General features: G+C 47.5%; 13 protein-coding genes. All 13 read left to right on the top strand.

Features of this window, described 5'->3' with window-relative positions; translation table 11 throughout:
* The first annotated feature begins 4 nt into the window (after positions 1-4).
* The 13 genes from MHB72_RS09115 to ftsZ all read left to right on the top strand — a co-directional run bounded on the left by MHB72_RS09115 (position 5) and on the right by ftsZ (position 14,774).
* Complete coding sequence (locus MHB72_RS09115) at positions 5-1,939, top strand: stage V sporulation protein D (RefSeq protein ID WP_035338833.1); 1,935 nt, start codon at positions 5-7, stop codon at positions 1,937-1,939.
* Between the two features lie 208 nt (positions 1,940-2,147).
* Positions 2,148-3,614: a UDP-N-acetylmuramoyl-L-alanyl-D-glutamate--2,6-diaminopimelate ligase gene (locus MHB72_RS09120; RefSeq protein WP_216920525.1), complete on the top strand. Its 1,467-nt coding sequence runs from the start codon at positions 2,148-2,150 to the stop codon at positions 3,612-3,614.
* A 127-nt stretch (positions 3,615-3,741) separates the two neighbouring features.
* The gene (gene mraY / locus MHB72_RS09125) at positions 3,742-4,716 is read left to right on the top strand and encodes a phospho-N-acetylmuramoyl-pentapeptide-transferase (protein ID WP_020451299.1); all 975 of its coding nucleotides are present in this window, start codon (positions 3,742-3,744) and stop codon (positions 4,714-4,716) included.
* On the top strand, positions 4,717-6,072 hold the full coding sequence (gene murD, locus MHB72_RS09130) for a UDP-N-acetylmuramoyl-L-alanine--D-glutamate ligase (RefSeq protein WP_026579761.1): 1,356 nt from the start codon (positions 4,717-4,719) through the stop codon (positions 6,070-6,072). It begins immediately after the preceding gene.
* A gap of 52 nt (positions 6,073-6,124) precedes the next feature.
* The gene (gene spoVE / locus MHB72_RS09135; RefSeq protein WP_020451301.1) at positions 6,125-7,225 is read left to right on the top strand and encodes a stage V sporulation protein E; all 1,101 of its coding nucleotides are present in this window, start codon (positions 6,125-6,127) and stop codon (positions 7,223-7,225) included.
* A 71-nt stretch (positions 7,226-7,296) separates the two neighbouring features.
* Positions 7,297-8,397, top strand: coding sequence for an undecaprenyldiphospho-muramoylpentapeptide beta-N-acetylglucosaminyltransferase (gene murG / locus MHB72_RS09140; protein WP_216920527.1), 1,101 nt, complete (start codon positions 7,297-7,299; stop codon positions 8,395-8,397).
* Between the two features lie 28 nt (positions 8,398-8,425).
* A complete protein-coding gene (gene murB, locus MHB72_RS09145) occupies positions 8,426-9,337 on the top strand; it encodes a UDP-N-acetylmuramate dehydrogenase (protein ID WP_023857251.1) in 912 nt (303 codons plus the stop codon).
* A gap of 205 nt (positions 9,338-9,542) precedes the next feature.
* Positions 9,543-10,331, top strand: coding sequence for a cell division protein FtsQ/DivIB (locus MHB72_RS09150; protein ID WP_020451304.1), 789 nt, complete (start codon positions 9,543-9,545; stop codon positions 10,329-10,331).
* Positions 10,332-10,360: 29 nt separating this feature from the next.
* Positions 10,361-11,020 carry a DUF881 domain-containing protein gene (locus MHB72_RS09155; protein WP_371268716.1) on the top strand — a complete coding sequence of 220 codons (660 nt, stop codon included), beginning with the start codon at positions 10,361-10,363 and terminating at the stop codon, positions 11,018-11,020.
* Between the two features lie 25 nt (positions 11,021-11,045).
* Positions 11,046-11,771, top strand: a complete 726-nt coding sequence (locus tag MHB72_RS09160) for a DUF881 domain-containing protein (RefSeq protein ID WP_075213231.1) — start codon at positions 11,046-11,048, stop codon at positions 11,769-11,771.
* On the top strand, positions 11,771-12,124 hold the full coding sequence (locus MHB72_RS09165) for a small basic family protein (RefSeq protein WP_003181559.1): 354 nt from the start codon (positions 11,771-11,773) through the stop codon (positions 12,122-12,124). The genes MHB72_RS09160 and MHB72_RS09165 overlap by 1 nt, the downstream gene beginning before the upstream one ends.
* 183 nt (positions 12,125-12,307) lie before the next feature.
* The gene (gene ftsA / locus MHB72_RS09170; protein ID WP_020451307.1) at positions 12,308-13,606 is read left to right on the top strand and encodes a cell division protein FtsA; all 1,299 of its coding nucleotides are present in this window, start codon (positions 12,308-12,310) and stop codon (positions 13,604-13,606) included.
* 34 nt (positions 13,607-13,640) lie between these two features.
* Positions 13,641-14,774, top strand: a complete 1,134-nt coding sequence (gene ftsZ / locus MHB72_RS09175; protein WP_026579757.1) for a cell division protein FtsZ — start codon at positions 13,641-13,643, stop codon at positions 14,772-14,774.
* Positions 14,775-15,081: the final 307 nt, after the last annotated feature.

The following is a 15,081-nucleotide window of genomic DNA, read 5'->3' on the forward strand; positions in this document are numbered from 1 at the left end:
TCTCTTGCGCGTTTCCAATGTAACGGTCAGAAAACGTTTAATATTCGTTCTGCTTTTTGGTGTGATCATCTTTTTGATTATTGATACAAGGCTCGGATACGTTCAGTTCGTTCTGGGGGATAAACTGACGACATTAGCTAAAGATTCGTGGAGCCGGAACCTTCCTTTTGAGCCGGAAAGGGGCGAAATATTGGACAGGAACGGCGTCAAGCTGGCGACAAACCAAAGCGCGCCATCGGTTTTAGTTGTTCCGAAGCAGGTTGAAAATCCGATCAAAACGAGCAAACTGCTGGCCAGCGTGTTGAATATGTCGGAAGAAAAAGCGTACAAACATGTCACGAAAAAAACGTCAATTGAAAGGATCAATCCCGAGGGCCGGAAAATTTCCCATGAGAAAGCAAAAGAAGTCAGAGATCTCAACTTGAAAGGCGTATACATTGCAGAAGATTCGATCCGCCATTACCCGTTCGGCAGCTATCTGTCCCATGTGCTCGGATTCGCGGGCATTGACAACCAGGGTCTGCTTGGCCTCGAAGCTTTTTATGACAAAGAGTTGAAAGGTGAAAAGGGCTATGTGAAATTTTATTCTGATGCAAAAGGCAAGAGGATGCCGGGGGAGGCGGATGACTATACACCGCCGAAAGACGGGCTTGATATGAAGCTGACGATCGATTCAAAGGTGCAGACGATTATGGAGCGGGAGTTTGATATCGCAGAAGCGAAGTATAACCCGGACGGAATGGTCGGTGTTGCGATGAACCCGAAAAACGGGGAGATATTGGCGATGGTCAGCCGGCCGGACTTTGACCCCGCAAACTACAAATCAATCGATCCTAAAGTCTATAATCGGAACTTGCCTGTATGGAGCACATATGAGCCCGGTTCGACTTTTAAAATCATCACGCTTGCCGCAGCTTTGGAAGAGAACAAAGTCAACCTCCAAAAAGATCACTTCTATGATAAGGGTTCCGTTGAAGTGGACGGCGCAAGGCTGAAATGCTGGAAGCGCGGCGGACACGGCGCACAATCGTTTCTTGAAGTCGTCCAAAATTCGTGCAACCCGGGATTTGTTGAGCTTGGTCAGCGGCTCGGCAAAGAAAAACTGTTCAGCTACATTAAAAATTTCGGCTTCGGACAAAAAACCGGGATCGATCTACAAGGCGAAGGAACGGGCATCTTATTCCCGCTTGACCGCGTCGGTCCTGTAGAGCAGGCGACAACCGCTTTCGGCCAGGGGGTATCGGTGACACCGATCCAGCAGGTCGCAGCTGTTTCTGCAGCTGTCAACGGCGGAACGCTGTATACGCCGTATATTGCCAAAGAGTGGATTGATCCCGTAACAAAACAAACAGTGAAAAAACAGACGCCGATCGCCAAAAGAAAAGTGATTTCTGAAGAGGCATCGAAACAGATCCGGTACGCGCTGGAGAGCGTTGTCGCCCAGGGGACGGGGCGGAACGCTTTTGTCGACGGCTACCGGGTGGGCGGCAAAACCGGTACGGCGCAAAAAGTCAAGGACGGGAAATATTTAAAAAACAATCACATCGTCTCGTTTATCGGAACGGCTCCTTCAGATGATCCGAGCATCGTTGTTTACGTCGCCGTCGACAATCCGAAAGGCACGATTCAATTCGGGGGTACGGTTGCAGCGCCGATCGTCGGAAACATCATGAGAGACAGCCTTCCACAGCTCGGCGTTAAGAAGCGGAAAGATCAGATTGAACGCAAATATCAATGGCTGGACAAAAAGCTGATCGAGGTCCCGAACCTTATAGGGCTTTCCGTGACAGAGCTTGAACCATTGCTGATCAACCTCAGGCTGAAAGCTTCTGGAAAAGGCGATGTCGTCGTTCAGCAGTCCCCTAAGCCGGGCGAAAAAGTAAAAGAAGGATCGACCATTCGCATTTACCTTGACAATAAAGACGGAGCCTCTGATTAATTCGGATCATGATAAGGAGCGGCAACCGGCTGATGACCGGGGGCCGTTCCTCCTAAAAAATATATAGATTTTAAAGGATTAGCTGGATGTATCCTCTTTTTTACGCTAAAATATGAACTGTATGTCTGCATGCAGCTCGTGCGGTTAATCAACGCAGGAACAATATGACAACGAATGAAGAATGATTAGACTTGAGAGGTTTGATACGATGAAATTAACAAAGCTTCTTACATATTTAAAAAATGCACCTTCCTATGCCGGCCAAGAAGACCCTGATATAACTTCAATTGAGATGGACTCCAGGGAAGTCAAGACAGGGAGTCTTTTTGTTTGTATAAAAGGCTATACAGTCGACGGGCATGACTACGCCCGGCAAGCCGCTGAAAAAGGGGCTGCCGCTATCGTGGCGGAAAGGGAAGTGGACGCCGATGTGCCGGTGATCATTGTCCGCCATACGAAGAGAGCGCTTGCCGTGCTGTCGGACGCCTTTTACGGACAGCCGACGAAGCAGCTGAAGCTGATCGGCATTACAGGCACAAACGGCAAGACATCGACTTCTCACATGGTGGAGGAGATCTTTAGAAAAGCCGGGAGCCGCACAGGACTGATCGGCACGATGTACACGAAAATCCATGACGAAACGTTCGATGCAAAAAATACGACGCCGGAAAGCGTCACACTTCAAAAAACGTTTAGAAAAATGGTTGATCAGGATGTGGATACAGCCGTCATGGAAGTGTCTTCACACGCTCTCCACATGGGCCGGGTCCACGGGTGTGATTACGATATCGCCGCATTTACGAACCTGACTCAGGACCACCTTGACTACCACCGGACAATGGAAGAATATAAACATGCGAAAAGTCTGCTTTTCTCTCAGCTCGGCGGATCTTTTAACCACGATACACCGAAGTGGGCCGTGCTGAATGCGGATGACCTTGCTTCAGCGTATTTCGCCCAAGTGACGTCAGCACACCTTTTGACATACGGAATTCAAAACGATGCCGATGTCATGGCTGAAAATATCAAAATGGCTCCGAAAGGGACAACCTTTGATCTGGTGACGCCCAAAGGTACTGCACAAGTAACGATTCCGCTTGTCGGCCTCTTTAACGTCTACAATGTTTTAACGGCCGCGGGGATCGCACTAGCAGCGGGTATCCCGTTTGCCACGATCACAGAAGGAATTGAAGGGCTGAAAGGCGTCAGAGGAAGATTTGAGCTTGTGGACGCCGGCCAGGACTTTCCGGTAATCGTCGACTATGCCCATACTCCTGACAGCCTCGAAAATGTCTTGAACACGTGCAGAGGCTTAACGGAAGGAAAGCTGTTTGTCGTCGTCGGCTGCGGAGGAGACCGCGATAAGACGAAGCGTCCGAAAATGGCGAAAATTGCCGTTGACCTTGCCGATGAACCGGTCTTTACAGCCGATAATCCGAGAAGCGAAGACCCGCTCGCCATTTTAAACGATATGGAGGAAGGCGTAAAAGGGGCTTACTATCACAGCATCGTCAACCGTGAGCAGGCAATCTTTTTTGCCATTGCAAACGCCAAAAAAGGCGATGTCGTCCTGATCGCAGGCAAAGGCCATGAAACCTATCAGCAGATCGGCGGTCAAACCTTTGATTTTGATGATGCTGAGGTGGCCAAAAGAGCCATTCTTGAGCTGAAATAACCGAAAAAGAACTACAGGAAAGAGTTGTTGAAATGATGGATGAAATAAATCAACATATGAAAAAAAACAGTGAATATGATAAATGCGTATGCTGCTACTTATATCACGCGGAAGGGAGAGAAGAACGATGCTCGAACAAGTAATTTTATTTACCATTATCATGGGCTTTTTAATCAGCGTTCTTTTATCTCCGATTTTCATTCCGTTTTTAAGAAGGCTGAAATTCGGGCAGAGCATCCGTGAGGAAGGTCCGAAATCCCATCAGAAAAAATCGGGAACGCCGACGATGGGCGGCGTCATGATCATATTGTCGATTATCGCGACGACCATTGTCATGACAATGAAATTTTCCGAAGTCAGCATGAACATGATCCTTCTCTTGTTTGTTACGGTTGGATACGGCTTGCTCGGCTTTTTGGATGATTATATTAAAGTCGTGATGAAGCGCAACCTTGGACTCACATCCAAACAAAAACTGATCGGCCAAATCGTGATTGCTCTGGTATTCTATGCCGTCTACCACTTCCAAGGGCTGCCGACTGACATCCGCATTCCGGGAACAGAGCTGTCATTTGATTTCGGCTGGATTTATCCGGTGCTCGTCATCTTTATGCTTGTCGGCGGTTCAAATGCTGTCAACCTGACTGACGGGCTTGACGGGCTGTTGTCGGGTACTGCTGCCATCGCGTTCGGTGCGTTTGCAATTTTGGCATGGAACCAGTCGCAATACGATGTCGCCATTTTCGCGGTTGCTGTTGTCGGAGCGGTGTTAGGATTTCTCGTGTTTAACGCGCACCCCGCGAAAGTCTTTATGGGAGATACAGGATCGCTTGCCCTCGGAGGGGCGATTGTGACGATCGCGATTTTAACGAAACTGGAAATCCTGCTTGTCATCATCGGCGGCGTATTCGTCATTGAAACGCTGTCCGTCATTTTGCAGGTCATTTCATTTAAAACGACCGGCAAACGAATTTTCAAAATGAGCCCTCTTCACCATCATTACGAACTTGTCGGATGGTCTGAGTGGAGAGTTGTCGTCACTTTTTGGACAGCGGGACTTCTGCTTGCCGTCTTAGGAATTTACATCGAGGTGTGGTTATAAGTGGATACTCAAGATTTATTGCAAAATCAAAATGTGCTCGTACTGGGGCTGGCGAAAAGCGGATATGCTGCCGCTTCGATCCTTCATGAAAAAGGCGTAAAGGTTGTCGTGAATGACCAGCTGCCTTTTGAGGAGAATGAACCTGCGCGGATTCTCGCGGAAAAAGGGGTGGAAGTCGTCTGCGGCTCTCATCCGACGGAACTGTTTGATCTTCATTCGATCGACATTCTGATTAAAAATCCGGGCATCCGCTATGAAAACGTGATGGTCGAAGAAGCGCTGAAGCGGGGCATACCGGTCTGGACGGAGGTTGAACTTGCCTATCATCTGACAGATGCTCCGTTCATCGGCATTACCGGTTCAAACGGAAAGACGACAACGACAACGCTTGTTTATGAAATGCTGAAAGCCGATTCGAAAAAAGCGCTCGTTGCTGGTAATATCGGCACGGCGGCAAGCGAAGTGGCCAATCAGGCCGGCGGAGACGAATGGATCGTGACAGAGCTGTCGAGTTTTCAGCTCATGGGGACTTATCAATTCAGACCGAAAATCGGATTGTTATTAAACGTATTTGATGCCCATCTCGATTATCACCATTCCCGCCAAAATTATGAGCTTGCCAAACAGCAGGTCTATCGAAATCAATCGGAAACAGACGTTGCCGTTGTCAATTTGGACGATGAGACAGTCGTACGGCTTGCCGAGTGTTCAAAAGCGGAGAAGGTGTATTTTTCGGTCCGCCGGACAGTTGAGCGCGGAGCGTGCGTGAAAGACGGCGTGATCATGTTTAACGGTGAACCGGTCATGCCGCTTGAAGACGTCGTTTTGCCGGGAGAGCACAATTTGGAGAACATTTTGGCCGCCCTTTGCATTGTTAAAACCGCAGGCGTCTCCGATGAGGCCGTCCGCAAGGTGCTGACGAGCTTTACCGGTGTAAAGCACAGGATGCAATACGTCGCGACGATCAAAAACAGACTGTTTTACAATGACAGCAAAGCGACAAACATTCTTGCGACCAAAAAAGCGCTGTCCGCCTTTCAAAAGCCGGTCATTTTGCTGGCAGGGGGGCTTGACCGCGGAAATGAATTCGATGAACTAAAGCCGCATATGTCTTTTGTCAAAGCGGTGATCACATTCGGCGAGACCGCACCGAAGTTTGAGAAGCTGGCCGAAGAAATGGGAATACAACAGGTTAAACGTGTCGATAATGTTGAACAAGCAGCAACTGCGGCGTTCAGCCTGTCAGACGAAGGAGATGTCATTCTTCTGTCCCCGGCCTGTGCAAGCTGGGATCAGTACAAAACATTTGAAGAACGTGGTGACATGTTTGTAAACGCCGTGCATATGCTTAAATAAGGGCTTGTCTCGTAAAGATAGCCCTAAGAATTAGAGCTTGGGGTGTTCGGCTTTGCAAACAAAAAAAACGTCACCGGATTTTTTGCTGGTTATCATTACGCTATTGCTTTTAACAATTGGACTGATTATGGTATACAGCGCCAGTGCAGTATGGGCGACTTACAAATACGACGACTCCTTTTTCTTTGCGAAACGGCAGCTTTTATTTGCCGGCATCGGAGTCATCGCCATGTTTTTCATCATGAATGTCGACTACTGGACGTGGAGAACTTATGCGAAAATACTGATCATAGTATGTTTCTTTCTGCTCATCATCGTCCTTGTTCCCGGGATCGGCATGGAACGGAACGGGTCGAGGAGCTGGATCGGAGTCGGCGCTTTCAGCATTCAGCCGTCCGAGTTTATGAAGCTCGCGATGATCGCATTTTTGGCCAAGTTTTTATCTGAAAAGCAAAAGAATATTACATCGTTTAGAAAAGGCTTTGTGCCGGCGCTGGGTATTGTCTTTTCAGCTTTTTTGATCATCATGATGCAGCCTGACCTTGGAACAGGAACCGTAATGGTCGGCACATGCATCATTATGATCTTCGTCGCGGGTGCGAGAATTTCACACTTCGTTTTTCTCGGTCTTCTGGGTCTGAGCGGCTTTGTCGGCCTTGTGCTGTCGGCGCCGTACCGGATCAAAAGGATCACTTCATACTTGAACCCTTGGGAGGACCCTTTGGGGAGCGGCTTTCAAATCATTCAGTCTCTTTATGCGGTGGGGCCCGGCGGGCTGTTCGGCCTCGGCCTCGGCCAGAGCAGGCAAAAGTTTTTTTATCTGCCTGAGCCGCAGACAGATTTTATTTTCGCGATTTTATCAGAGGAGCTCGGCTTTATCGGCGGATCGCTGATTCTTTTGCTCTTCAGCGTTCTATTATGGCGAGGCATCAGAATCGCGCTCGGTGCGCCCGATTTATACGGCAGTTTTGTCGCCGTCGGCGTCATTTCGATGATAGCGATTCAGGTTATGATCAATATTGGCGTCGTGACCGGCCTGATTCCTGTTACAGGCATCACGCTTCCGTTTTTAAGTTATGGCGGTTCATCACTGACCTTGATGCTTATGGCGGTCGGCGTGCTGCTGAATGTCAGCAGGTATTCTAGATACTAGATTTTGGCGATAACCCTGTTGCGAGATAGCAGGGTTATCGGCGTGTACATAAGGAATAAGGGGGAGAACAGATGCGGATTGTTGTTAGCGGAGGCGGAACGGGCGGCCATATTTACCCCGCCCTTGCGTTTATTAAAGAAGTGAAACGGCATCATGAAGATGTTGAGTTTTTATATATCGGAACCGAAAAAGGCCTGGAGAAAAATATCGTCGAGCGGGAAGGGATCCCTTTCAAGGCGATTGAAATTACGGGTTTTAAAAGAAAGCTGTCATTTGAAAACGTCAAAACCGTCATGCGCTTTTTAAAGGGTGTAAAAGAATGCAAAAAAGAATTAAAACGGTTTAAGCCCGACGCGGTGATCGGCACGGGCGGCTACGTGTGCGGACCCGTGGTATACGCCGCTTCAAAACTGGGGATTCCGACGATTATCCACGAACAAAACAGCCTTCCCGGACTCACCAATAAGTTTTTATCCAAATATGTTGATAAGGTAGCCATTTGTTTTGATGAAGCGAAACCGCATTTCCCTGCAGAAAAAGTTGTTTTTACAGGAAACCCGAGGGCGTCTGAAGTCGTCTCTATAAAAGGGGGCCGTTCCATGACCACTTTGGGCCTTTCAGAAGGCAAAAAAACGGTCCTTATTTTCGGAGGCAGCCGCGGTGCCACTCCGATCAATGAGGCGGTTATCGCGATGCAAAACGAATTAAAAAAGCGGGATTACCAGGTTCTTTATGTCACAGGGGAAGTTCACTATGATAAAGTAACAGCTGCGCTTAAAAAAGAAGGCCCCGCTCCGAATATGGTCGTTCAGCCATTTCTCCATCAAATGCCCGAGTACTTAAAAGAGTTCGAAGTCGTCGTGGCACGTGCGGGAGCAACGACAATAGCGGAAATCACCGCGCTCGGCATTCCAAGCGTATTGATTCCGAGTCCGCACGTTACGGCCAACCACCAGGAAGTGAACGCACGCTCACTAGGAGAGCAGAACGCCGCTGTCGTTTTAAAAGAATCAGAGCTTAATGGAGACCGCTTAATTCAGGCGATCGATCATATTTTACAAGACGAAAAGACGCTGCAAGAGATGAAGAGCCGCGCGAAGTCGCTTGGCGTGCCGGACGCGGCCGAACGCTTGTACAATGTGCTGAAAGAACTGAAACATCATGCAAAATGATAAGACAGAAGGATTTTGGAGGTTTTCGATGGATAAGGTGATACAAGAATTAAAAGAACTTGAAGTCGGCAAAGTTCTGGAAAACGAGCCGCTCAGCAACCATACTACGATTAAAATCGGAGGACCGGCTGACGTGCTGGTGGTTCCGAAAAACATTCAAGCTGTCAAAGATACGATGAAGGTGATCAAGAAGCACGGCGTCAAGTGGACGGCCATCGGCAGAGGCTCGAATCTTCTTGTCCTTGATGAAGGGATAAGAGGCGTTGTCATCAAGCTCGGACAGGGGCTTGACCATATGGAAATCGACGGCGAGCAAGTAACGGTCGGCGGCGGCTACTCTGTCGTAAGGCTTGCGACAGGCATCAGCAAAAAAGGGCTTTCCGGCCTTGAATTTGCCGCAGGCATTCCGGGTTCGGTCGGCGGAGCGGTTTACATGAATGCCGGAGCCCACGGTTCTGATATCAGCAGGGTATTGGTGAAAGCATTGATCCTGTTTGAAGACGGAACGATCGATTGGCTGACGAATGAAGAGATGGCGTTCAGCTACCGCACGTCCATCCTGCAAAACGAGCGGCCGGGCATATGTCTTGAAGCCGTTCTCCAGCTGGAGCAAAAAGAACGCGATGAGATCGTTGCGCAGATGCAGAAAAACAAAGACTACCGAAAAGAAACGCAGCCGGTGTCCAACCCTTGCGCAGGCAGCATCTTCAGAAACCCGCTGCCTGAACATGCGGGCCGGCTAGTAGAAGAGGCTGGTTTGAAAGGCCATCAGATCGGCGGGGCAAAGGTTTCAGAGATGCACGGCAATTTTATCGTCAACGCAGGCGGCGCAACAGCACAAGACGTCCTGGATTTGATTGCATTCATTCAAAAAACGATTAAAGAAAAATACGATATCGACATGCACACTGAGGTCGAAATTATCGGAGAAAAACGGTAAACGGCCTCTCTACTTCAGATCGCCTTATGATATAATGTATGAAACAAACAAGCAAACGGCATCCTAGTATGTCGTTTGTTTCGCTAAATGGAAGCTTTTTAGCTTGCCCCGTGCTTTCATATGTCGAAAAGCGCGTCATTTTTCCGAACAAAAATAAGCAAATAAAAGTCTTTTTGTCTGCTTTATTAACCTGAGGTGAGCCTACGTGAAACCCGGTATTGATAAAGAAAAAGTAGTGAATATAGAAGAACGGATTCCCAAAATCAAAGAACAGCGAAAGCAAAAGGCAAACCGCCGGCTGATCACCTTTATTCTGCTCTTTTTCACGATGATGCTGATCATCATTTACCTGCAGACGCCGATCAGCAAAGTTTCGACGGTAGAGATCAAAGGAAACAAAAACGTTTCAAAAGACCAGATCATTTCCCTGTCTTCGATCCATAAAGGACAGACGGAATTCTGGAGTCTGAGCAAGCAAAAAGCCGCAGAAAAGATCGAGCAGAATAAATTGATCAAAAAAGCCGAAATCTCTAAACAGCTGCCCAACAAAATCGCCATCTCCATCGAAGAGTATAAAAGCATTGCGTTTTTGCAAAAACACAATGTGTACTACTCCGTGCTTGAAAACGGCACGGTGCTTCCTGAAGAGGTGACGCCGACTGACATCGGACCGACCCTTAATAACTGGGAGGAAGACGAAAAGCTCGTTCAAATGGCAAAACAGCTGAACAAGCTTTCCGATTCCGTGAAAAAATCGATTTCCGAGATTAACTATACGCCTCAAAAATCAAATCCTTGGCTGATCAGACTGTATATGAACGACGGCTATATCGTGACGGCTTCGCTGAAAACGTTCGGACAGAAAATGAACAGCTATCCGGCGATCGTAAAAGAGCTGCCGAAAGGGGAAAAAGGCATTATCCATATGGAAGTCGCGACCTATTTTGAACCTCTGAAAAAAACGGATGAAAGCAAAAAGGGAGACGGAAATTGAAGAGGCACACAGTCAATCTTTCACTCGCCATGCTTGTCCTCGGATTCCTGCTGTCTTTCTCCTATCAATTCGCCAGGGAAAACAAAGACCATGAAGAAACAGCTGAAAATTGGAAAGAGGAGTATTCCTTGCGCGACCGGCTGATTTCCCAGGAAAAGCAAAATAAGAAGCTGGAACAGGAGCTTTACAAAAAACAGCAGGAAGTACAGAAAACAGAGACGGCTTTGAAAAAGGAAAAAAAAGAGTATTACAATATTGTCGAAGATGTTGAAAGGTACAGAATGTTCGTCGGGGAAATCGGCGTTCAGGGCGAAGGAATCAAGGTGACGCTGAAAGACGCTTCTTACATACCGGAAGGTGAGAATGTCAACAACTATATCGTCCATGAAAGCCACATATTCCGCCTGCTCAATGAGCTGTGGATTTCCGGGGCGGCCGCGGTGTCGATCAACGGACAGCGTGTGACACATCATTCTTACATATCGTGCAACGGTCCTGTCATCACGGTTGACGGCAACCAGTATCCCGCGCCGTTTGTCATTTCGGCCATCGGGGATCCGGATGTGCTGATGCCGGCGCTGAACATTGCAGGAGGACTTGTGGACCAGCTGAGCCGCGATCATATTTCAGTCAGCATCGAAAAACAAGACCAAATCGAGATGGAGCCCCTTTTAAAGCAGGGGGAATGAACGTTGAAAAGTTGGTGGGCGGACGTTGAAGAAAAATAATCGTTTCATCAGTTTGAGCATCCTGATGCTCATTTTCGGAATTATGCTGTCCGTACAGTTTAATTCGCTGAAAGCGCCGAAAGTCCGCGATACGCGGGACATTTGGGACCTCAGGGAGGATCTGAAGAAAGAACAGAAAAAACAGCTTGAGCTGATCAGCGAAATTGACAAATATGAAAAAATGCTGAACACATACAGTCATCAAGAAGAAACCTCGCGGACAAAAGCGTTGAATGAAACGCTTCAAAACTTAAAAAAACAGGCCGGCTTCACAGATGTTACAGGGAACGGAATCATCATCACCATTTCTCAGCTCTTCTCGGAAGAACTCACGGGAGAATCCATTCAAAATCCGCCGCCAGACCTTCTGAAAAAGCTGATTAATGAACTGAATATGTATGAAGCGGAAGAAATATCGATCAATAACAGAAGGGTTGTCAACACGACGGTGATCAGGGATATCAACGGAACAACCAAAATCGACGGATATCCTTTGGACAACTATCCGATAACGGTAAAAGTCATCGGCAAAAACGCCGATAAACTATATAGCCGAATGAATGCTTCATCCCTGCAGGATCTGTTCGCGGGAGAAAATCTGGATTTGCAAATCAAAAGGCCTGAAAAACAAATCAAAATCAAAGCTTACGAAGGTTCAATGCAAGTTGCGCCATTGAAACCGCTCGAGAAATCAAAAGGAGAGAATTCCTAATGTGGCTTCCGGTTTTAGGGCTTTTGCTCGGAATTACAATCGGGTTCAGCACGAACTTCACCATTCCGGATGAATACTCAAATTATTTGTCCCTGGCGATTCTTGCATCCCTTGATACTTTGATCGGGGGAATAAGGGCCCATTTGGAAAGTGTATACGATGAACTAGTTTTTGTGACGGGCTTTTTCTTCAATATTATTCTCGCCATAAGTTTGGCTTTTCTGGGCGTTCATCTTGGTGTAGACTTGTATTTAGTCGGTATGTTTGCATTTGGCGTGAGGCTTTTTCAAAACATCGCGGTCATCAGAAGAATACTGCTCGCCAAATGGACGGCCTCGAGGAGAAAAAATTAAAAAAAATCGGATTTAAAAGAGGATATACATAGGATATCACGAATATTCACAGTAATCCTAAAACTAAAAACGAAGCGTATTGGTTTGTATTGATTGTTACACACTTGTAAAACCAGATTCATTGTATTGTTGTTCGGCAAATAATAGAATAGAATTGACTGAAATGTGAGGAGGTGCCATAGAATGAACAACAATGAACTTTACGTCAGTCTAGACATCGGTACGTCCAATATTAAAGTGATCGTCGGTGAAATGTCAGACGATTCTCTTAACATTATCGGAGTCGGAAATGTTCCCTCAGAGGGGCTGAAAAAAGGATCAATCGTTGATATAGATGAAACGGTTCATTCTATAAAAAAAGCGTTTGAACAAGCAGAAAGAATGATAGGTTTTCCGCTGACCCACGCGATCGTCGGGGTTAATGGGAACTACATCCATATTCAAGATACGAACGGTGTTGTGGCTGTCTCAAGCGAGAATAAAGAGATCCACGTTGAAGACGTGCGCCGGGTGATGGAGGCCGCTCAAGTCGTTTCCATCCCGCCTGAACAGCTGATCGTCGATGTGATTCCGAGACAGTTTATCGTTGACGGCAGAGGCGATATTACAGATCCGAAAAAGATGCTCGGCGTCCGCCTTGAAGTGGAAGGATCGCTGATCACGGGCTCTAAAACGATCTTACATAACCTGCTGCGCTGTGTGGAAAGAGCGGGAATTGAAATAACGGATATTTGCCTTCAGCCGCTGGCCGCCGGATCTGTCGCTTTATCAAAGGACGAAAAAAACCTCGGAGTGGCTTTAATCGACATCGGGGGAGGATCGACAACGGTTGCCGTATTTGAGGACGGACATCTTCTTGCGACCCGCGTCATACCCCTGGGAGGAGAAAACATCACCAAGGATATTTCAATCGGATTGCGCACTTCCACAGACGAAGCTGAGCGGGTGAAGAAGCAGTTTGGACATGCTTTCTATGAAGAAGCGTCGGAAGAGGAAACATTTGAAGTCGCCGTGATCGGGACAGACCAAAAGCAAACCTTTTCTCAGCGGGAAGTGGCAGACATTATAGAAGCCAGGCTCGAAGAAATCTTTTTATTCGTGGCAGAGGAACTGCGGAACATGGGAATAAAAGAATTGCCGGGAGGGTTTGTGCTTACAGGGGGACAGGCTGGAATGCCGGGTGTCCTCAGCCTCGCACAGGATGTTCTTCAAAATAACGTCAGAGTGGCTAGCCCGAATTATATCGGTGTAAGAGAACCTCAATACATGACAGGAGTCGGCCTCATCCAATTCGCTTACCGCAACGCAAAAATCCAAGGCAGAAAAGTAGGGTTTAAGATGCCGGAACAAGCGGTTCAAGAAGTCGCGGCAACACATCAAAAAGAAGTGCAGCAGCGACCGAAGCCAAAATCCAAGCAGCACGCTCAAGCTGAGAAAAAGCCGAGCAAAATGAAGAAAATATTTAACTTCTTTTGGGAATAGAGATTAGTCATTCGACGGATTAGGAGGATTTAGCATGTTAGAGTTTGAAACAAATATAGACGGCTTAGCATCGATTAAAGTAATAGGAGTAGGTGGCGGCGGTAACAATGCCGTCAATCGGATGATCGAAAATGACGTTCAGGGAGTCGAGTTTATCGCAGTCAACACGGATGCCCAGGCTCTCAACCTGTCAAAAGCGGAAACGAAAATGCAGATTGGTGCGAAGCTGACACGCGGGCTCGGCGCCGGAGCCAATCCGGAAGTCGGCAAAAAAGCCGCAGAGGAAAGCAAAGAACAAATTGAAGAAGCGCTGAAAGGTGCAGACATGGTGTTCGTCACAGCCGGAATGGGTGGCGGAACAGGAACGGGCGCGGCACCTGTCATCGCACAAATCGCAAAGGAATTAGGCGCATTGACGGTCGGTGTTGTGACAAGACCGTTTACTTTTGAAGGCAGAAAAAGACAGCTTCAGGCGGCAGGCGGCATTACAGCAATGAAGGAAGCCGTCGACACCCTGATCGTCATTCCGAATGACCGTCTTCTTGAAATCGTCGATAAAAACACACCGATGCTTGAAGCCTTCCGCGAAGCGGACAACGTTCTCCGCCAAGGTGTTCAAGGCATTTCAGACTTGATTGCAACACCTGGACTGATCAACCTTGACTTTGCCGATGTCAAAACGATCATGTCCAACAAAGGTTCTGCACTGATGGGGATCGGCGTCGCCACAGGTGAAAACCGTGCTGCCGAAGCGGCTAAAAAAGCAATCTCAAGTCCGTTACTTGAAACAGCGATTGACGGTGCACAAGGTGTTCTCATGAACATTACGGGCGGATCAAACTTAAGCCTGTATGAAGTTCAGGAAGCAGCTGATATTGTAGCCGCCGCATCAGATCAAGATGTAAACATGATTTTCGGATCAATCATTAATGAGAATCTAAAAGATGAAATTGTTGTTACCTTAATCGCGACCGGCTTTATCGAACAGGATCAAGATGCATCTAAGCCGCAGAGACCTTTAAACCAAGGCTTAAAACAGCATCATCAGCCTGCTCCGAAACGGGAGCCGAAGCGCGAGGAGCCAAGCATGCCGCATCGCAGCCAATCACAGCCTGCCGAGGATACGCTTGACATCCCGACTTTCTTAAGAAACCGCAATAAACGCTAAAACGTCTATAATACATTGGAAAGCTGCCGACAAGAAGTCGGCGGCTTTTTTTATGCGCTGGAACGGATTCTCCCCTCCAAAAGCATCAATTGTCATTCTGATCGAAGCGCCTCCCTCAAAAGCCTTGCATCTAACCTCTCTCTTTTCTCCCGGATGCACGGATTTTCCTTTCAGCTTGTCATCTGGCCGAACTATGAACAGTGAACAAGTCATATGTAAAAAGAACGAATTTACAAACCGACAAAGGAAAAATGACAAAATACGACAATGTCTATAAGTCTTTTCTTTTACCATTATTAATAGTTTC

This window comes from Bacillus sp. FSL K6-1284, from assembly GCF_038002625.1.
Classification (GTDB): Bacteria; Bacillota; Bacilli; order Bacillales; family Bacillaceae; genus Bacillus; species Bacillus paralicheniformis.

What these genes read in the sequence shown, in the direction of transcription:
- murG (WP_216920527.1), top strand. Translation starts at nt 7,297, where the DNA reads ATGCGGATTGTTGTTAGCGGAGGCGGAACGGGCGGCCATATTTACCCC.
- MHB72_RS09155 (WP_371268716.1), top strand. Translation starts at nt 10,361, where the DNA reads ATGCTTGTCCTCGGATTCCTGCTGTCTTTCTCCTATCAATTCGCCAGG.
- ftsZ (WP_026579757.1), top strand. Translation starts at nt 13,641, where the DNA reads ATGTTAGAGTTTGAAACAAATATAGACGGCTTAGCATCGATTAAAGTA.
- ftsA (WP_020451307.1), top strand. Translation starts at nt 12,308, where the DNA reads ATGAACAACAATGAACTTTACGTCAGTCTAGACATCGGTACGTCCAAT.
- murB (WP_023857251.1), top strand. Translation starts at nt 8,426, where the DNA reads ATGGATAAGGTGATACAAGAATTAAAAGAACTTGAAGTCGGCAAAGTT.
- MHB72_RS09165 (WP_003181559.1), top strand. Translation starts at nt 11,771, where the DNA reads ATGTGGCTTCCGGTTTTAGGGCTTTTGCTCGGAATTACAATCGGGTTC.
- mraY (WP_020451299.1), top strand. Translation starts at nt 3,742, where the DNA reads ATGCTCGAACAAGTAATTTTATTTACCATTATCATGGGCTTTTTAATC.
- MHB72_RS09120 (WP_216920525.1), top strand. Translation starts at nt 2,148, where the DNA reads ATGAAATTAACAAAGCTTCTTACATATTTAAAAAATGCACCTTCCTAT.